The sequence below is a fragment of the Chitinophaga sp. RAB17 genome, assembly GCF_052114225.1.
Classification (GTDB): Bacteria; Bacteroidota; Bacteroidia; order Chitinophagales; family Chitinophagaceae; genus Chitinophaga.
In genome coordinates this window covers 633,271-653,835 of the sequence record NZ_JBFREI010000003.1, presented here as the reverse complement: position 1 = coordinate 653,835, position 20,565 = coordinate 633,271, and the positions used below count along the sequence as shown (strand labels likewise).

General features: G+C 44.8%; 12 protein-coding genes. 5 read left to right on the top strand and 7 right to left on the bottom strand.

Annotation, left to right across the window (positions count from 1 at the left end; all coding sequences use genetic code 11):
- Positions 1-125 precede the first annotated feature (125 nt).
- The gene (locus AB4Z08_RS14365) at positions 126-4,859 is read right to left on the bottom strand and encodes a translocation/assembly module TamB domain-containing protein (RefSeq protein WP_441574440.1); all 4,734 of its coding nucleotides are present in this window, start codon (positions 4,857-4,859) and stop codon (positions 126-128) included.
- Positions 4,860-5,689: 830 nt separating this feature from the next.
- On the opposite strand from AB4Z08_RS14365, the gene AB4Z08_RS14360 reads away from it, so the two are divergent.
- Genes AB4Z08_RS14360 through AB4Z08_RS14345 form a run of 4 tightly spaced genes read left to right on the top strand, consistent with a single transcriptional unit; the run spans position 5,690 to position 12,140 of the window.
- Entirely contained in the window at positions 5,690-8,845 is a 3,156-nt protein-coding gene (locus tag AB4Z08_RS14360) for a SusC/RagA family TonB-linked outer membrane protein (protein WP_441574439.1), read from the top strand.
- A gap of 18 nt (positions 8,846-8,863) precedes the next feature.
- A complete protein-coding gene (locus AB4Z08_RS14355) occupies positions 8,864-10,420 on the top strand; it encodes a RagB/SusD family nutrient uptake outer membrane protein (protein ID WP_441574438.1) in 1,557 nt (518 codons plus the stop codon).
- A gap of 37 nt (positions 10,421-10,457) precedes the next feature.
- Positions 10,458-11,132, top strand: a complete 675-nt coding sequence (locus AB4Z08_RS14350) for a fasciclin domain-containing protein (RefSeq protein ID WP_441574437.1) — start codon at positions 10,458-10,460, stop codon at positions 11,130-11,132.
- Between the two features lie 24 nt (positions 11,133-11,156).
- A complete protein-coding gene (locus AB4Z08_RS14345) occupies positions 11,157-12,140 on the top strand; it encodes a DUF5007 domain-containing protein (protein WP_441574436.1) in 984 nt (327 codons plus the stop codon).
- A gap of 66 nt (positions 12,141-12,206) precedes the next feature.
- Here the strand turns inward: AB4Z08_RS14345 and AB4Z08_RS14340 are convergent, their stop codons facing one another.
- The 4 genes from AB4Z08_RS14340 to ggt form a co-directional block, all read right to left on the bottom strand.
- Positions 12,207-13,250 (bottom strand): aminotransferase class I/II-fold pyridoxal phosphate-dependent enzyme, encoded by a 1,044-nt coding sequence (locus AB4Z08_RS14340; RefSeq protein WP_441574435.1) that lies wholly within the window; start codon positions 13,248-13,250, stop codon positions 12,207-12,209.
- Positions 13,251-13,255: 5 nt separating this feature from the next.
- A complete protein-coding gene (locus AB4Z08_RS14335) occupies positions 13,256-13,678 on the bottom strand; it encodes a hypothetical protein (protein ID WP_441574434.1) in 423 nt (140 codons plus the stop codon).
- A gap of 3 nt (positions 13,679-13,681) precedes the next feature.
- Entirely contained in the window at positions 13,682-14,212 is a 531-nt protein-coding gene (locus tag AB4Z08_RS14330; RefSeq protein WP_441574433.1) for a DUF1572 family protein, read from the bottom strand.
- A 69-nt stretch (positions 14,213-14,281) separates the two neighbouring features.
- Positions 14,282-15,988 carry a gamma-glutamyltransferase gene (ggt, locus tag AB4Z08_RS14325; protein ID WP_441574432.1) on the bottom strand — a complete coding sequence of 569 codons (1,707 nt, stop codon included), beginning with the start codon at positions 15,986-15,988 and terminating at the stop codon, positions 14,282-14,284.
- Between the two features lie 169 nt (positions 15,989-16,157).
- Here ggt and AB4Z08_RS14320 point away from each other — a divergent pair, with 169 nt between their 5' ends.
- Positions 16,158-18,695 carry a M14 family metallopeptidase gene (locus AB4Z08_RS14320; protein WP_441574431.1) on the top strand — a complete coding sequence of 846 codons (2,538 nt, stop codon included), beginning with the start codon at positions 16,158-16,160 and terminating at the stop codon, positions 18,693-18,695.
- A gap of 84 nt (positions 18,696-18,779) precedes the next feature.
- On the opposite strand, the gene AB4Z08_RS14315 is transcribed toward AB4Z08_RS14320, so the two are convergent.
- A complete protein-coding gene (locus AB4Z08_RS14315) occupies positions 18,780-19,388 on the bottom strand; it encodes a redoxin domain-containing protein (protein ID WP_441574430.1) in 609 nt (202 codons plus the stop codon).
- Positions 19,389-19,531: 143 nt separating this feature from the next.
- A complete protein-coding gene (locus tag AB4Z08_RS14310) occupies positions 19,532-20,500 on the bottom strand; it encodes a YihY/virulence factor BrkB family protein (protein ID WP_441574429.1) in 969 nt (322 codons plus the stop codon).
- Positions 20,501-20,565: the final 65 nt, after the last annotated feature.

The window sequence follows — 20,565 nt, the reverse complement described above, 5'->3', positions numbered from 1 at the left end:
ACGGTTCATTAGGGAGCCGCGTGTAAGTTCGCAGGAGTTCGAAAGATATCTGCAGCTCAATCAAACCACACAGAGGAGCAACGCTTGTTTTACAGGTTTTGCTCCTTTGCTGTTTGTTCTCGTCTTTATTTTGTAGTAGTGGTATCTGCCTTTACTTTCGCAGCATCTTCCTGCTCCTGTTTCAGGGCTGCCGCTTTACGCAGGGAATCCATGAGTGGTGTACGGGACCGGCGGCTACCACCAAACAACTCACTGAACCGGTTGTATTCCCTGATATAGGAAATGCCCACACCGGATTTCGTACGGTTGCTGAGGTTATATACATCGTAATCCGTTTTGCTGAATGCATTGATACGGAAACGACCATCTGGCGTCAACAGGTATTCAATGCGGAAGTCGCCCGCAAAACGATTGGTATTGGCGGAAGTAGCGGTTTTGCCCCAATCATAATCGCCACCGGCATACAACCGGAAACGGTTATTAAACAGGTTGCTCGTAATACCCGCACTCACCTGGTTGCGGTCTACTGAAGAATTGTCCAATGGTCCGCCTACATTATAGGCCCGGTAGTTTACATTCACCCCTATTCCACTTCCTTTGAGCAGCGCCCCGGTAATATTATTAAGGATGGCCTGTGCCTGTGCAGACAGGGCCTGGCCCACACTGTTCTTACCGGTAATGCCCACGTTGGCTGCTGCCGTGGAGGTAGCATCATCCGGAAGGAATTGGTTAGAGAACAGGAGACCCCATACCTGGAATAATGCTTTATTCTGATCGTTGTTAATTTCTTTCAGGTGAGCCGCCACACCACTTTCATACGCCAGACTACCTACTTCCGGTAATTCAATGGAATAGGTAATGTCTGGTTTAAGCAGGGCCCCCCGCAGGTTAATGAGTACATCTACTTTTTCTGTGCGGGTGGCCAGTTTATCGTTGGCGGCACTGGTGCCCTGGCCTACGAGGTTGTACAGACTTACCTTAGGCAGGGAATATTTGGCCATAATATTTACCCTGGCCTCCGATGGATCTCCATTCCAGGTTATGGTACTGTTTTTTTCTATATCAAATTTCCAGCTGGTCAAACGCTGGAAGTTAAAGTTGTAGGAACCATTATTGATTTCGTAGTTACCAAACATGGTAAAATCACCCTCCGTGTTTACCGTAATCTGGAGGTTACCAGTACCATTGGCAGAAATAATGTCACCGGTGGTGGCATCGAGGATCACATCTATCTGTGCATCCGGGTTGGCGGCAATGTCCAGTTTTACTGTTAGTTTAGTATTGTCTTTCTTCTTTTTCTTTTCTACTATTTCTGTACCATACGTCTTGAAGGTGATATAGTCGTACTTTCCTATGTCCTTACTGTCGGACATAGGCAGGTAAAAGTGTGTGCCCTTGATAGGACGGGCCAGGATATGCATTTGCATATCATTCAGCGGACCGGAAAAATACACTTTACCATCAGCGATCACATCTCCATAAAACAGGTCATTATCGGCAGCACTGGTGTTGAGAAACAGAAATCCTCTTCCGGTTACATCAAAATCGAAATTAAGCTTATCAAAGTGGTCATGGCTGATATAGCCGCTGGCCGTGCCTTTGGTGTTGTACTTATCTATGAGCACGAAGTTGCCGAATTCAATCAGGTTATCATCCACATTTACATTCAGCTTTGGAATCCTGTAATGGGTGCCTAAATAATCTACCGTAACACCCACGGTATCCAGTGTGAGCGTACCTTTCACAGAAGGGATGCTGGTAGTACCGCTGACATTCAGGTTGCCCGCAACGGTCCCCGTGAGTTGGGAAACATACCCTGCGAGGTATTTATTTAATAAACTGATGGAGGTACCATTGAGCTTGATGTTAGCATCTATGTCTTGGTTACTGGCCGATAGCCCTACCTTACCCTGCGCCAGGAAAGCTTTGCCTTCATTATCTGACTGGATATTAAAAGTAGCGGTGCCGGTTTGATGATGATAGGTGCCATCTACATTTAAAATACCGATAGAATCGTTGTCAATACGCAGTTCCCGTGTTCTCAATGCGGTATTGATATCCAGGTTTTGTGTAGGATCTGCAATATTAATTGTGCCATCTGTAATACCTTCTATACGGGTAGTAATGAGCTGGGACGGAATCACATCGGCCAGGTTCAGGTTTTTGAGTGTAACAATAAACTTGGACTCATCCGGATTATACTCATTGGTTTCTATGGTAATACTCTGATCGTTGCGGGTGATACGGAGGTTTTTTACGGTTAGAAAATGTTTGCTCCAGTAGATTTCATTACCGGGGGTAACATTCCATTGCCGCTCGTTTACTGTGAATGCACTGTTGAGGAAATTTATCTTCAGACCTTCCGGTACCGTAATGATGCGCGCATAAAAGCCATCCAGGGAAGAAGTATCTTCCGCTGCCAGATCCACTTTTACAAAAGACGTATCATGCCCGGAGCTGGCCATTATCAATGGATTTTCGAGCATCACATTTTTACCTGACAGCACTTTGCCAATACTGGTGCTGATATTGACTTTATTAAAATTACCTTCTCCCTTTACCTGTAAATCCTGTACATGATAACCAAGATAGCCGGCTTCGGGTATGTTGATGTTTAATACCAGGTTGCCGCCATTCATGGTATTCAGGGCACCGTTTACTTTACTTTCATTAAAGCCGGAAAATTGATTGGTAAAGCCTTTCAGCAGCTTATCCACTTCTCCGAGGTTAAAAGCAAAAGTGAAGTCCTGGTTGATGCTGATATTTTGCGGTGGACTGAAATAACTGGGATAATATTTATATAGTAACAGGTGAAATGCGTCCGGCAATTGCAGGAAGCTATATTGTCCTTTTACAAAACCGCTGATTTCACTACCTGCAAATTCCAATACTTTCTGATTATCCACCAGGTGAGACGATACATTCAGGGAGTCGAACTCAAGGCGGCGGTTATCTTTGAATGCAGATACTTCATACATCCTGGCAACACCATCGAAGTTATCAATGTTGCTGCCGGCGAAATTAAGATCTACTTTGGCCTGCAGGGTAACAGAATCTTCGGTGATATGTAATGCCTTCAGATCACTTTTGCGAACGTCCGCATTGAAATTGAATACCGGCAATGCTTCATTGAAATCAATGGTGCCTGCAAAATCCAAATCCAGGTTGGGATCATTGGCGGTGAGGGAGCCGTTAAAAAACTTACGGCTCATTTCACCTTTTGTTTTGATGTTCTGATAGTTATATCCGAATAGGGCAATCTCCTGCACATTGGCGTCTACGCTGGCTTTCAGCGTTTTAAAGTTGAAGCCGGCACCATCTACTTTAGCATCCAGGGAAATCGTAGAGAGGTTGGTGTTATCAAAAAGGCTTCCAATATCAAACTTAACAGCTGTTAAGCTTCCGGAGTATACGGGGACATCCCGACTGGTTTTAAAGTTCAGATCGGAGTTCAGTTTACCCAGATTAGTCTGGAACTGGCCATAGGCAACAAAGTCATTGATGAAACCGGTATAGCTACCCTGGAAGCGGATGGCAGAGAGGCGATCTATCCGAACAGTATTGACAACATCTTTTACAATGGGCATGATCTGCATCACATCTTTCCCGGTGGTCACCAGTTCATCGGCATGGAAGTCGATGAATGTTTCATAGATATCCGGCAATCCGCGCATTTCGAGACTTCCTTTCAGGCGGGTGGTGTTGCCTGCTTCCAGTTCAATTTCAGATGCTTTCAGGTTGCTGACAGGGCCACGGGCCTTCCCGTTGAGGGTGATCTCTTTTTTCCAGGAGGCGAGTGGTGGTGCAAAAAAAGCGATATCGTCTGATGACAGTTTACAGTTTTTAAAGCTGGCCTGCATAAATACATCATTGATATAATCGCTCATATCGCTGATATCGCTGTATTGCATGGTGAAATAGTCTCCGATATGGCTGCGGTTTGTTTCCAGGTCCAGTTGAGAAAATTCCATTTCCACCGGCGACATCTTAAACCGGCTGCTGAGTTTTTTCACTTCGAAGCCGCTGCGCTCTTTGGTGCTCATCGTAAGATCACCGATCACGCTGTCTTTCACCAGGCTGGTATTGGTGAGCGACAGGTTGATGTCATTGAACCGGATATGATGTGGTGCAAAATATCCTGGTTCTATTTCCGTACTGTCGTCAGGGTTATCTACGCCGAAAGTGCCGTTTTTTATATTAATTTCTTTTACAATAAGTTTCCAGTTGGCATTATTCCATCGCAGCTGCTGCAGTTTGCCGGTATCGGGTACAGGGTTGCCGGAGGAAGCGGAATGCCTTCTGTGGCGGAGCGGTGAGGAGGCATAACTACTGATAATGAAGTTGGGATTTGTAAGGGTCAGCTCCTGGATATCAATATTATGTTTCTGGAGGTCCAGGTTTTTAGCATCCAGGTAGATACGTTTGGCAGATGCCCGCATATCTTCACCAACCCAGGCATCTACCTGGTTTAGCTGAATGTTTTTAAGATCAATTTTTTTCAGGTCCAGTGAAATGCCCTGGGAAGGGGTTTGGCTGGTATCGGGTGTGGAAGAACTGAAGGCTTCTTCGATGAAATGATAGTTCCAGACGGAATCCTTGCGGGACCGCAGCAGGTTCACCTGTGCATTTTCAAGCCCTATAAATTTGAGGATAGGTTTATCCTGAAAGAAGAACCAGTCGGTAATGCGTACCTGTAATTTGCCTGCATATAACAGTGTGTCGCGGTGTTGGTCCTCTATCAGGGCGCCTTCCATCTGCATACTGTTAAACAGCTGAAAGCTTACACGGTCTATCTGCACCCGTGTTTTCAGCCGATCCGACAGCCGGCTGGTCACCTCACCCACAAGGAAGTTCTGCACTACAGGGATGTTTACCAGTATTCCAATCAGAATGACAAGGCCTAACAAACATAGTAACACGACAGATAATATTTTCCGTACTTTTTTCAGGCTGCAAAGTTTATCCGGCAAAAATAATTAATAGTTGGCAATCAAGGCCAGAATTAAGAATTGGTAATGTTGAATGATGAATATTCAGGCAGATGTAGCGTGAGTGACGAGGTCATTTGCTCACTGCATGGATAATTTCGTATATAGGTAACAGTGAGTACAGTACTGAACCAGACAATCATTTACCGGAAAATGAGTAATAAGTAATTGTCATTAACTTGTCTTGAGGGTAAAAAATAATTGGTACTAAATTGCTATTTTATAATAGTATTTTAATTTAAATGAGCCGAAAAATAACTTGTTTTTGGCGTTAATATATACTTATCAAGTGTTTGGGCGGAAAGAACGCCATTTTTAGCAGTATTTAAAGATGTGTCATCATATTGTCAGTTGTTTTTATTATTGTATTGGGAAAACTTTAACAATTATAAATTTCGGACAAGAACAATGAAAGTAGTGAACAAGTATCGAAGTAAGGAGCATTGCAGTCAACAATTAATTTATTCAACCAGTAACGAATCGGTGCAAATTTTCAGTCAAGAACAATTCAGTTAGTCAACAGTGAGTGAACAAAAATTTTTAGTCAACCAGTAATTCAATTTAACGAATCGGAAGTCAGCACAAAAATCAGTCAATCAAATTCCAACAGCAACAATTATTAATTCATCAGTGAACAGTTATCGTCAGCATTCGGATATGTCAATCTGATTATTCCAGAGTAATTTATTAAACCAGAATCTATGCACAAAAAGTTGCTATTATTAGCACTCATGGGATTGCTATGCCTGCAGGTATTGGCCCAGGAGCGGAGAATTTCAGGGACCGTTACAGATGAAAAAGGAGGGGCATTACCCGGTGTATCTGTGAAAGAAGTAGGCACCAACAATGGGGCGGCCACCGACCCTGACGGAAAATTCACCTTTACCTTAAAAGGTAGCTCCAATAAACTATCCGTTTCATTTATTGGCTTTGAAACACAAACCGTTTCGGTAGGAGGTAAAAGCACTTTTCACATAATGCTGAAGCCTGATGCCAGAAGTCTGAAAGATGTAGTGGTGATCGGTTACCAGGAAGTGAAGCGTAAAACTGTAACAGCGGCTGTTTCCAGCGTAAAAGGTAAAGAGATTGAAAACTTACCTTCCCCAAGTTTTGACCAGTTATTACAAGGTCGTGCTGCTGGTTTGAACGTACAGAATTTTACAGGTGAGCCAGGTGTACGCGGATCTTTTGTGATCAGGGGTACTACTGCTATCAGCAGAAGTGCCGATGCAGCGCGCACCCTGAGTTCCCCGTTATTTGTGGTAGATGGTATTCCCATTTCCATGGATGATGCGGCGGCATTTGATAACACCGGTACCAACTATATTGCCGGTTTGAATCCTAATGACATTGAATCTATCGATATCCTGAAAGATGCTTCTGCGGCCGCTATCTATGGTTCCCGTGGTGCTAACGGTGTAGTGATTGTGAAAACAAAACGTGGTAAACCCGGCAAACCACAGGTGAATTTCTCCACTTATGGTGGATTAACGCAGCAGCCTAAGTTTGAAAATGTTATCGGAGGCGCAGAGGAAAGACAGTTTAAACTGGCTTATATGTCTAAATACATGGACGCGGACAGAATGGCCCTGGAAACACCTATGCTGTTAACAGATAGTCTGAACCCGGCGTTTAAGGGAGCTACCGACTGGCAGGACCTGTTTTACAGAAAAGGAATAATACAGAATTACGATCTTTCTGTTTCCGGCGCCAATGATATGATGAACTACCGTATCAGTGGTAACTATTACGATGAAGATGGTACGATCAAAGGAACCGGATTTAAACGCTACACCGTTTCAACTGCCCTGGGTGTAAAAATGAGTTCTAAACTCAGTGTGGATGCACTTTTCCGTCTTAGTCGCGGAGATAGATCACGTGGTCGCGGACAATTCCCCGGAGAAAATGTTATTCCATTATTGGATGGACAGTACCTCTCATCTCTCTTTAATTTATCTGATGTTGATAAAAGAAACTACGTAGGTGATCTTTCCTCTGGTCGTGATAAAAATATCAATGATGATATTACTGCCAGTATTTCCCTGAACTACGATATTACGCCCAAGTTGCGTTTTTCTTCTATGGGCTCCCTGCAATCCAGCGTAAATTCCCGTGATATATTCAGGCCTGGTGAGTTGAACGCCGCAGGGTTGTCGTATGCACAAAGCAATAAATCACGGTATGAAAATGTGAACCTGGATAATACCCTGAACTTTAATACCAACGTGGTAAACAAGGAGCATCATCTGAACATATTGCTGGGTAACACGATCAATAATGTGAGGAATGAATATACAGGTATCGGCAGCGGGTCGCTGGGTAATGATAATATCAAGGTGGTGCAGGGATTTGATGTCAACTATCTGGCATATACAGACCCTTACGGTAACATTATTTCCGGCTCCAATTATGAATCTGCCGGTATGTTATCTTTCTTCTCCCGTATAAACTATGATTATAAAGAAAAATACCTGTTGTCATTTGCCTATAGGGCAGATGCTTCTTCCCGTTTTGGTCGTAATAGCCGCTGGGGTTACTTCCCATCTGTATCCGCAGGTTGGAATGTAACAGATGAGCCTTTTATGGAGCCGGTGAAGAAATGGATGGACATGTTTAAGATCCGTGGTAGTTTCGGTGTTACCGGTAGCTTGCCCACAGGTTTTTATCTGCCTTACAATACTTACAGCATTAACCAGGGAACCTATGGTGGTGCTACAGGAGGTACCTATAATGGCGTGAACGCCGTAACGCCTAATTTCGAGGGTGGTGTGGCGCAGGATGGATTAACCTGGCAACAGGCGTTGCAAACCAATATTGGTTTTGATGCAAGCTTCTTTAACGGACGTATCAATGTAACCGCGGATGCGTTTAACAGAGGAACCTCTAAAATGTTGTTCGATCTGCTGCTGCCTTCTACTACGGGTTACAATAAAGTAAATACCAATGCAGTAGATGTACGTAACATCGGTGCGGAGTTTAATATCCAGGCGCGTATACTCCCTGCCAGCAGTGCATTCCAGTGGAACTCCCGTTTCCTGTTGTCTTTTGTAAAAAACCAGATCGTCAAGCTGCCTAATGGTAATCGTGACCTGATGGTGACAGACAATAATACAGGTATGACCTATGTGCTTACCAAAGGTCGGGCTATCAACGAGTTCTACATGATTAAGAGCAACGGTGTTTACAAATCTGCAAAGGACATTCCGTTTAATCCTTATACCGGTGAAAAAATGACCTATTGGAACGGTAACCATACTGTTCAGGCAGGGGACTTCATCTGGCAGGATCAGAATGGTGACTATGATGTATGGGACTGGAATGACAAAGTTCGGGGAGGCAACCCGAATCCGGCTGCTACCGGCGGTTTCAGCAATAGTTTTTCTTATAAAGGCTTTAACCTGGAAGTATATGTTACTTTCCTGCTGGGTCGTGATATCTATAACAAATATATGTCTGACAGGTTGATAGGGTTAACAACCAACTATGCGCAGATTGCTGCCATAGATCCAAATAATATTAACAGCTGGCATAAAGAAGGTGACAATGCTCAATTTGCAGAGGTGATACCTTACAGCAAAAATTATTATTATCAGTTTCTGCCATTCTCCACTGCTTTTGTGGAAAACGGCAGTTACGCACGTATCAAATACGTGAACCTCTCTTACACTTTCAACCGCAAATTCCTGGATCGGATCAAACTTCGCAATCTCCAGATCTATAGTGTTGTGGATAATCTGAAGATGTTCCAGAAGGCCAGTGTACCTGATGCTGAAGCAGTGGATGAAAAAGGTACTTATACCGGTGGTGGCTACCCGATCCCGAGGAAATTTACGCTGGGTGTAAATGTTGGTTTTTAATTTTAAAAAGAAGTTGTTATGAATTGTCTTAAACATATTTTTGTGGTAATAGCAGCGGGACTGGTATTATCTCCATTTACCTCCTGTAAAAAGCTATTGGACCAGGACCCGATCAATTCACCCTATGGGCCCGTATTCTGGACAAACCAGCGCGATGCGGAGCAAGGCATAGCAGGTAATTATGCGTTACTACGTAAGGCTTTAACATCCAATACGGCTTATGACCAGAACATGTCGCATTTCGCCTATGGCTCGCTGCCGGCATTTGAATTTATGGATTACAACCAGTATGATTTGGGATTTCTCGTGAAAGGCGGCGATGGATTTAACAATGCAGACTTTCTCGGTAGTTATCTCGAGGGATATCATGATTGGACGCCGTACTATAAAGTAATTACACAGGCCAATCTGGTGTTGCATCATTTACCACTAATTCCAGATGCAAAATTCACCGACCAGCCAACAAAAACCCGTAACCGTTTGATGGGAGAGGCTTATTTCCTTCGTGCCTTTACCTATTTTTACATGGCTCGTATCTGGGGGGATGTGCCACAGGTACTAACTTATGATGCGAATCCGGGACAAGCAACCAATATAGCACGCACGAATGAAAAAATTATTCTCGACAGTTGTGTGAGAGATCTTAAAAACGCGATTAGCCTGTTGCCGATGGTGTATACCAATGGTTCAGAAAGAGCGGTAAGAGCTAATAAGGGCGCTGCTTTTGGGTTGCTGGCACATGTGTATATGTGGAAGAACTTCCTGAATAAAGGAGGCGTAGCATCTGATCTTACCAACGCGATTGCTGCGGTAGATTCCGTAGCAGCAAGCGGTCAATACCAGTTGCTGCCTGCAGAAAGCTATCCGAAGATATTCCATGGTAAATCCAATGAAGGTGTTTTCGAAATCAACATGCAGGTTGGAAATGGAGAACAGCAGGTGGAAAAAGGCTTTTATTACTCCATCCTGAAAGAGCCTTTCATTCAGACCAAGACCGCCAAACCTGATGCTCCTAACCTGGAACTGATCGGCGCCCTTTACGGAGATAATACACCTGATGTGCGTTTACAGTACTTTTTCTCCACACTGGATGCGGATAAACCTTACAACTCGGTGATCTGCAAATTTGCAGGACCTAACCGGGAAAATATCTACTATAAAAATCCGGCAACCTTTTCACAGGCGGCTGTTGATGCCAACATCATCCTGATACGCTATGCAGACCTGCTCCTGTTACGTGCGGAAGCCTATGCCGATCAGGGCAATTTTGGCGCTGCACTGGCAGATATTAATACCGTAAGAGCCAGGGCTCATGCAGATTTGCTGACAGCTGATGATATAGATGACATTAAATGGGAAGTAATGCGTGAGCGCTCCCGTGAATTATATGCCGAAGGCCAGCGCTGGTTCGACCTGGTACGTACCGGTTTACTGACTAACGCTGAAATAGCTGGCGGTAATTTCCCACAGAGCCGTTTTGATGCGGGTGGCTGGAAATGGCCGGTAGGACGTGTATTGTTCCTGAACAACAATGTTATTACACAAAATCCATTCTGGTTAGGAAGAGTGAAATAGTGCGCGCAAATTATTATGACCGTTTAAAAGAACTGACATGAAAAAATTGAAAATATTTATATCTAAAGGTGGATGGGGGTTGTTGATGGCCGTGATGTTGTTTACTGCCTGTAAAAAAGATGACCACTTTATGGGTGGAAGTCCTACAAATGACCACACTGAACTAAGCACCTACGATTACCTCAAGGCCAACCCGCTGTTTGATACGCTGATCCTGCTGATAGACAAAGCCGGGTTAAAGGAAACGATCAACAGTAATATCACTTTTATGGCGCCTACAGACTATTCTATCAAGCAGTTTCTGAAAACCCGTACCAAAGAGTTACAGGAGGAATTGAATGATGAAAACGTCCTGTATACACTTGACAGTCTCAAAGCACCTGAGCTGCGCGATTCCCTGATGGCTTATATGTATGATGGCAAGATCCAGCGTTCAGATCTTTCGCTGGAACAACAGGTATATAAGAATAAAGTGGGGGAAGACTTCTCCATCAGGTTAAAGAAAACGGACCAGTATGGTGGTATCCTGTCTGCCGGTGTGCGGTACATATACGTGGCGAAAGTTATTAACGGACTTGATCCCGATCCGCTGCCAGATGACTTTCCGCAGGATGACAGAGACAAAGAAGACATATTACAAACTACCGGTATCATCACCAAAACAGGCATACTGCATGTATTGGCCAATACACACGCCTTCTATTGGAAGTAGTCTTACCACAATAAACTTAACATTATGCCTGAAAAATATAGCCTGAAAAAAATACTGAGTGCTGCGATCCTGCTGGGTATCCTGACTGGCGGTTGCAAGAAAATAACAGAAGGATTTTTAAGTGATGGGTTGTATGTGCCGGATGCACCGCTCACCATCCAGCGCGGAAATCCATTCCAGAAAACCAGTGCCATCCTGGCCGATGGTACTACCCAGCCGATGATCGTTAAACTGGTGGATGTACGGCGGGCGGATACGCATAAGCATGCCGATGAATTTTATAAAGAGTACCCGGTATATGTATACACTGCTTCTGTAGATCCTGCCGTGGATACTACTATTGAGCAGGTGAATAAAAAGCGTACCCTTAAACAGTTAAAACCATATGAGTTCCTGAATAGCGGGCAATTTGTATTTAACGGTGCTACCGATAGTTTGCCGCTTGGCGTTACTTATGAATACGACATAGAAGTATCCAATGTAGCAGGTTCCAAACTGTATAAGAATATAGCAACAATGACCACCGTTGATCCGCCATTGATCACGGAAACAACCGCTAACTGCAACCTGTTTCCGGATGATGGTTCCGCTACGATCCCCATGGGGCAGCCTACTATGACCATCACCAGGGTGAGCGAAAGCGGTGCTTCTGTAATCCTGAAGATCACAGATAAGAACGGTAATCCATTCAATCCTAAAAAAGGAGAGATCATCAAGCGTGGCGACCGTCCTATTTTCGAGAACTATGCAAGGTTCCATCCGATCGAATATACAGATACCGCTATGATCTGTAATTTTGAAATTGCGCCGTTCCCGTTAAGTAAGTATTCAAACGGGGGGACCAACTGGAACTACCTGATGTATTATCGCATTCCTTCTGCATTTGTGTCAATAGATAAAACGCTGACGACCAAAATCGGTAGCGTGAACCCGCTGTTTGCATTCCGTTTGATGAAGGCTGGGGTGTATGTAGTGGAGATCAGATTGCCGAAAACGACAAGAAAGTAGGTAAATACGAAGTTGTAATAAACAGCAGTGGAGAACATACTTACTATGTTCTCCACTGCTGTTTTACTATAAGGAGAAAGCCGATAGAAAATGATGCAAGGTGGTCATATCTTCCTGGAGATGAAGTGCCGATACCACCGCCCTGTTTACCACCGGGCTATTAGGTTGCGGATAAGAGAAGCTGGAAATAATCACATCTTTATCCTCCAGGTAATGCACGATCGTATCACCGGTGGGTAATATAAACATGGGTAGGGCATGTGGATTATACACGGCCGAACCAGCCGTCAGATGCAGCAGGTAGGCAATATTTTGCTGTAGTGATCTGCGCATCTTTTGAATCAGCTCTCCTGCATGTAGCCATGCGTAAGCGTTGGCGGGCATCATGGGTGTGCTGCCGGCATAAAGAGGGATTCTTTTCAGCGCCATGATATCTGCTGCATGACCGGTTACTACACCGCCCTGCACGCTGTAAGCCTTTGCCAGCGAGGCGGTGAGCAGGTAGCGAATATTGGTGGCTTGTGGTAAAAAATGTATACATCCTTCTCCCATTGGTCCCAGCACGCCAATACCATGAGAGTCGTCTGCGATGACGAGTACTTTGCGCTGCAGTTCCTGCAGCCAGTGAAAAGAATGAATGGTACCGGTCAACGGGTTGACAGTATCAGAAACAATTACGAAGCTATTATCCGGATGCGTATTGATTTTCTCTATCGATTGGGTGATCCATTCTTCCCGGTTCATCTGTGGAAGCACGGGCTGCTGATGCCATAACGCCGGATGTGTTCCAGGGGCGTACAACAGCTGACCGCAGGTGGCGCCATAATGCACGGCGGCTTGTGACGCCAGGTAGCCGGAGGAAAACACTGTGGCTGCCTGTTGATGTAACAGTGTACACAGTGCATGCTCTATCTCTTCGTATATAGATAAACGTAAGTTACCTGCCCGCGAAGAAGGGAAAACAGTACCATACTGTTCAATGCCCTGTATCAGCAGGCTCTTAAACGCCGGATGCTGATGCAAACCCAGGTAAGCAAACCCCGAAAAAAACAGGCAGCTCCTGCCTTCCAGCATCACTGTTCTCCCGGGTGTAAGATCTGTATACAGCATGGCGTTTATTCTTTTTTAGTACATAAGATAAACTGGAAATCCGTGGAAGTGACCAGCATGTCAAAGTAATTTTCTGAAAGCTTAGTTACGGTGACGAGATTTTCTACTTTACGGTCACCATTTTTAGCGGTAACAGAAATCATGGCGCCATTGCTGAGAATAAAATATTTTCCGGTGTCTGATCTGCCGGCAATGGTGGCTACAAAAACGTTGTCATCCAGGAACTGGTAATAGGCATCACGGTAGTAGCCTTTCTTCAGGTCCTGCGCCTGTATGTACTGCGTATTGCTGATAGGTGATTCCGGCGGAATCCTCACATCATATACCCGCCACTTTTTGTTCATCAGCAGGTCATTGGTTTTTTTACTTTGACAGGCAGTTATCACGAACATAGTTGCAATAACGGCTAAGGCTATACGTATTTTCATGAATTATTTATTCCCTGTTTTTTCTCTGTTGTAGGCGGCAGATCCTCCTTTAGGGATGGACAAGCTTTGCCACTGATCTTTCAGGATTGCTTTACCAATATAAACGATTTGTCCTACATGATAGGGCACATGTGCCAGTTGACGGTTGATGGCATCTATCACAATATGTGGTTCATTGCGGATGAAAACAGTTCTGTCGAGGTCTGTTTCCTGTAAGCTGCGGATGGCATTCAGCATGCAGTCCCAGCCTGTATTCCACAATTCCAGTAGTTCTGCTGCTGTATTATTGCTTTCTTCAAATTCGCGGTCTCTGTCACGGTTGGGCTTTTCGCCATCTGTGGTCAGGAAGTCTGTCCAGCGGGATAACATATTGCCATGCAGGTGCTTAATGATCATGGCAATGCTGTTGGGTTCTCCATCCGGCTGCCAGTGCAGTTGTTCGGAGGTGAGTCTTTCTATGGTTTTAAGTCCCAGTTGGCGGTGGGTTTCCAGTCGTTGTAACGCGCTTTGTAAATAAATAGATTGGATGGACATGATAAATATTTTGTTGTTCCCGGATGAATTTAAAAGGTAACATTCATCCATTATATAAATTTAAATGAACTAGTATCCTGCAGCACTGTCGTCGCCGCGTTTGTCGCCGGAAGCTTCCAGGAAGCGGCTTTCAGGTGCTCGTTTAATAATTTCTGTACGGCCAATGGGGCTACGTTTCACCACTTTATACCCCATTCCCTGCAGGGCCACAATGGTACTATCCGGGAAGCTGGGTTCCACGGTAATTTCATCCGGCAGCCATTGGTGATGAAATTTAGGTTTGTTGATGGCATCTGAAGGGGAGAGACCAAACTCCAGTGTGTTCATTAACGTTTGAAACACGGAAGTGATGATGGTAGCGCCGCCGGGTGTTCCCAATGAGTACAGCACCTGGTTTTGTTGCAATACGAGCGTAGGTGTCATAGAGCTGAGCATACGTTTGGCGGGTGCAATGGAGTTGGCTTCTGTGCCTACCAGTCCGTACATATTTGGTACACCGGGTTTTACGCTGAAGTCGTCCATTTCGTTATTGAGGATGAAGCCGGATTTGCCTACTACTGTTCTGCTGCCGAAGTGGCCATTAAGGGTGGTGGTGACTGCAATGGCATTACCTTCTTCGTCAATGATACTCAGGTGAGTGGTTTCCTCGCTTTCCGGGAAAACGCCGGCTTTGGTTTTATCGCTGGAACCGGCCTTACCAGGGATGAAGTCCTGCATGCGGGCAGCCAGGTATTTCCTGTCGGTTAATTTCGCGTAGGGTACTTTTACGAAGTCAGGGTCTCCGAGGAACTGCGCTCTGTCTGCATAAGCCCTTCTTTCCGCTTCTACCATCAGTTGTACGGATTGAGGGGAAAGGAAGCCCCACTGCGACAGCGGATAGTTTTCTACCATCCCCATGAGCTGCTGTAAACAAATACCACCGCTGGAAGGCAGGGGCATAGTTACAATCGTATAGCCTTTATAGTTAAAAGCTACCGCGGTGCGTTCTTTCGCTTTATAGTTCTTCAGGTCCTGCAGGGAGATGATACCATTGCCACGTTTCATTTCCGCTACGATGTTAGCAGCGGTTTCGCCCTGGTAAAATCCTGCGGCTCCTTTATTTCGTATAAGCGTGAGTGTATGTGCGAGCTCTTTTTGTACCAGTGTATCGCCGGCTTTCCAGGGTTGGTCTCTGACGAATGCCGTTTTGGAGGTATTCAGTCTTTCAAAATCTCCTCTTGCAGCATTCATGCCGTTAGCTTCTGAAGAGGTAATCACAAACCCTTTCTCCGCAAGGCGGATGGCGGGATCAATCAGCTTGGTAAACGGCAGTTTGGCGTATTTCATCGAGGCAAACAAGCCGGCCACGGTGCCGGGGATGCCCGCTGCCAGCTGTCCATCCAGGCTTAACTGGGTAATTGGGTTACCGAGTGAATCGAGATACATATCGCGATGCGCCTTTGCCGGGGCTGTTTCCCGGTAATCGATGGCGATATTATGACCGTTTTTCAGGTGTCCTACCAGGAAACCGCCGCCACCAAGATTGCCAGCGCCGGGATATACTACTGCCAGCGCCAGTTGGGTAGCAATAGCCGCGTCTACGGCATTACCACCCTGCTGCAATATGATTGCACCCACTCTGCTGGCGAGTGGATGGGCAGATACTACTGCACCATGTAATACCCTGATATCTTTCTCTATGGTATAATCGTAAGGATGTAAATCATCTATCTTTTGTTGGGCACAGGCAGTATGCAGGGTACATACCGTCATTCCTAGCAGGATCAGGTAACGCATGAGTATCGTGTTTGGGTCTAAATTAAGACATGCACATAAATCCAGAAAATTAAATAATTCAGGGACCCCATTAGAACGTGGTTATAAGGGAAATATTTTAACAGATAACAGCGTATTGTAATAAGCGGAAAACAATTCCTAACTTACAGGGTCTAATTGCAGGCTTTCTATGCGCAGATATGTATTATTGGCTTTTGCTATGCTGGGCTTTCTTTTTGCTTCCGCCCAGGTGCCAACTCCTGATCAGTTCCTCGGTTATCCCCTGGGGACGCAGTTTACCCCACATTACAAAGTGGTGGATTATTTTAAACAGGTAGCCGCAACGGCTAAAAATGTGAAGCTGGAACAGTATGGCGTAACCTATGAGGGCAGGCCCCTTATGATGGCTATAGTGGCTTCTCCTGAAAACTTTTCCCAGCTGGATAATATCCGTCAGCATAGTCTGGATATGTCTAATGCCCGTGACAATGCAGGTAATAACCAGCCGGTGATTGTGTGGCTGAGTTATAATGTGCATGGTAATGAGGCGGTATCCACAGAAGCGGCAATGAAAACGCTGTATGAGCTGGTGAATAACGGTAATGCGCAAACGCAGCAGTGGCTGAAAAATACGGTAGTGATCATTGATCCCTGTCTGAACCCTGATGGCCGTGAAAGATATGTGAACTTTTATAACAACACCCGCAGCGTAAAACCCAATGTGAGTCGTTATTCCAGGGAGCATAACGAACCGTGGCCCGGAGGAAGATCCAATCACTATTATTTTGATCTGAACCGCGACTGGGCCTGGCAAACGCAGAAGGAATCACAACAGCGGGTAGCGAAATATAATGAGTGGATGCCACAGCTGCATGTTGATTTCCATGAACAGGAAATAGAAGCACCCTATTATTTTGCGCCGGCGGCTGAACCTTTTCATGATGCCATTACGCCCTGGCAGCGGCAACTGCAGGTCATGATCGGAAAAAATAATGCAAAATATTTTGACCAGCAGGGCTGGTTGTATTTTACAAAAGAACGTTTCGATCTCTTCTATCCCAGTTACGGAGATACTTATCCAATGTACAATGGCTCACTGGGTATGACCTTCGAGCAAGGTGGTAGCGGCAGGGCAGGAGTTGCCGTGCTGAAAAGAGACGGAGATACCCTTACGCTGTCTGATCGTATTGCGCATCACTTCACCACCGGTTTATCGACCATTGAGGTGGCGTCACAAAATGCCGCAAAAATTATCAGTGAATACAGCAACTATTTTGTAGCTGCTCAAAAAACACCACAAGGTGGGTATAAGTCTTATGTAGTAAAGGCAGGTGGTAATATAGAAAAGCTGAATACACTGGCAGAACTATTGCGTAAAAACAATATCGCTTTTGGCTTTGGCGCCAATGCCGGCAGTGCCAGTGGATTTAATTATTTCACTGGTAAAACGGAAACGTTTACAATTGATAAAGAAGACCTGGTCATCAGTGCCTATCAGCCTCATTCCAATATGCTGCGGGTATTGTTTGAGCCGGTATCTCACTTAACAGATTCGGTTACTTACGATATTACTGCATGGGCATTACCTTATGCGTACGGGTTAACTTCTTACGCCGTAAAGCAACCACTTACACCTGCAGCCGGAGCACCGGTGGCACGAAATAATACGCCGTTGTCTGCACAAAAGCCATATGCTTACCTGGCACAATGGAATAGTTTGCGGGACGTGAAATTTTTATCTGCATTACTGCAAAATGATATTAAAGTACGTTTTACCGAAACGCCGTTCAGCGTGGGTGGCAAAGACTTTTCTGCCGGTACGCTGATCATTACACGCTCAGGTAATACCAGCAAAGGTGATCAGTTTGATCAGTACATTACTACGCAGGCCAATCATTTTAAAATCACACTGGATGCGGTGGGCAGTGGATTTGTGGATAAAGGAACGGATTTCGGTTCCGACAAAATCAGGTTTATCAAAAAGCCAAATGTTACGTTGCTGGCAGGTGATGGCATATCATCGCTGGGCATGGGGGAGGTATGGCACTTCTTTGAGCAGCAACTGGATTTTCCTATAACGGTGGTGAATGAACGAAATTTTGGGGACATTGACTGGGGACAAACAGATGTGCTGATATTAACGGATGGGGATTACAAAGTATTTGCGGACAAGGCTGCTGCGGATCATTTGAAAGACTGGATCAGCAACGGTGGTAAGTTGATTGCACTGGAAAGTGCAGCTGCACAGGTGGCGGGTGCTGACTGGGGTATTAAGCTGAAGAAAGAGGAAGAAAAGGATAAAGATAAAGAAGCGAAAGATAAAGCAGCAGCGGCGCGTACATATGAGGCACTGAAACCTTATGCCAACAGAGAGCGGGAGAGTATTAAACAATTTATTCCCGGTGCTATTTACAAAGTGCAAATGGATACTACACATCCACTGGCTTTTGGTTATTCAGAATATTATTATACGCTGAAACTGGATTCACATTTATATGAGTTTATAGAAAATGGTGGCTGGAATGTAGGTGTGTTAAAGAAAGACAGCTATCTGAGTGGTTTTGTGGGAGCAGATACCCGGCAGCAGTTGAAAGATGGATTGCTGTTTGGTGTAAAAGATATTGGTAGTGGTCAGGTGGTGTTAATGGCTGATAATCCGTTGTTCAGAAGTTTCTGGGAAAATGGGAAGCTGTTGTTTAGCAACGCTGTATTTCTTGTAGGACAATAGGTATACGTTTTTTTAAGCAGGTAGTTTGTTGAGGTATTCATCTCTCCGAAACCTACTACCTGCTTAAAATATTATATAAGTGGATTACAGATTTCTTTTGATTGTACATCCCAGGCTACTGGCTGTATTAACGGTTACTGATTTCCCCGCCAGCAATTCGTTGATAGCATTTTGAAGCAGCGGCACCTTCACTGTTGCCGGGTTTCCCGGGCTGTCATCAATTCCTCCTTTATAAGCCAGCCGGCTGTTTTTATCAAACAGGAAACATTCCGGTATATGATTGGCATCGAAAGCATTGGCCAGCACGGCATTAATATCAACAACATAGTACCAGGCAAAGTTTTGTCTGGCGCCATATTGTTGCATAGCGGTATAGGATTCCCTGTCCCCGCGTTCGGCTTCATTGGAATTGACTATCACTACGCCGATATTGTTTTTGCGGGCATGTTGACAAATGTTCTGTAGCCGTGCTTCGTTACGCTGCATATAAGGGCATATGTTGCTACCAAAAATTACCAGTAGTCCATTATTGCCTTTGGCGCCTGCCAGCGTGATTTTTTTACCGGAGATATCCGTCAGACTAACATCTGATTTTGGGAGCAATGCGCCAGGTTCCAGCGGTGTTTCCCTGGTCGGTTGAAATGAGGAAAGTAAGATGGTAAAACAGGATAAATAAAAGGTGGCCTTCATCATAGTGAATGGTTTTCAGGTCCTGACTAAATATAGTAAAATGCGACAGTATATTTTTGCTTTTTTAGGAGCAAATAATCAAGTAAAATATAATAAAAAATTATAAAATAAAAATATTTGCCAAGTATAGCGGCGTGGGGAGTTATTTATGCCTGATTAGCAGCTAATTGTTGTTTTTTCTCTTCTTGTCTTGCATCGCTGATGGTTCTGATACTGGCATTGAGTTCAAATCCAATCAGGAGAATGAGGGAGTTCAGGAAGATCCAGAGCATGAGTACGAGGATGGTACCAATAGAACCATAGATCTTATTATAATTACCGAAGTTGTTGACAAACCAGGAGAAGCCAACAGTGACCAGTATCATACAAACGGTGGCTACGGTGGCACCGGCGGTAATGAATTTCCATCTGCGGGTGGTAGCCGCGCCGATGCGGTATAAAAATCCGTTTACGGAGTAAAAAAGCATAATGATCACCACCCAGCGGCCTATGTCGATCACATTCTTCAGCAGGGTACTTTTGATGCCAATCAACTTGAATATCCAGGAGAGGGTAGCTCCCTGTGCAACGATCAGTGCTACAGTAATCAGCAGCAGAATAACCAGTATAGCAGTTAATTGCAGGGCAATCAGCCGGTTTTGCCACCATTTTCTTTTGCGGAAGCCTACTCCCTGAATTTTGCTGAAGGAGCGGAGTATGCCCATAACGCCATTCGAGGAATAGAAAAATCCCATCAGGAAGGCGATAGAGAGCAATCCATTACGATGGGTATAGAGGAAGTCATGGATCATTCCTCTCACAATCATGTAGGTGTTATAGTTAGGTGTGAGGTCTTCCGCCAGGTCATAGAGGGTAGGCTCTATGTTTTTTACCGGCACATAAGGTACCAGGGTAAACAGGAAGATGAAAAAAGGTGGAATGGCCAGCAGGAAGTTGAAGGAAATGGCCCTGGCACGGTCTCCCAGGCCCCTGTTCTTGGTTTCCTGTCCGAAATGTTTTAATACATCATACAAAGGTAGCCCTTCAAATCCAGGCAGGATCAGGGTTTTGGTCCTGTCCACCAAACGGCGGTAAGGGCGTGAACGGAAGATGATGTTTTCGGGTCTGAAGGCCAATGTTGTTTTTTTTAGAATTACGAATTACAAATTACGAATTACGGATTTGTGCGGAGATAGTAAAC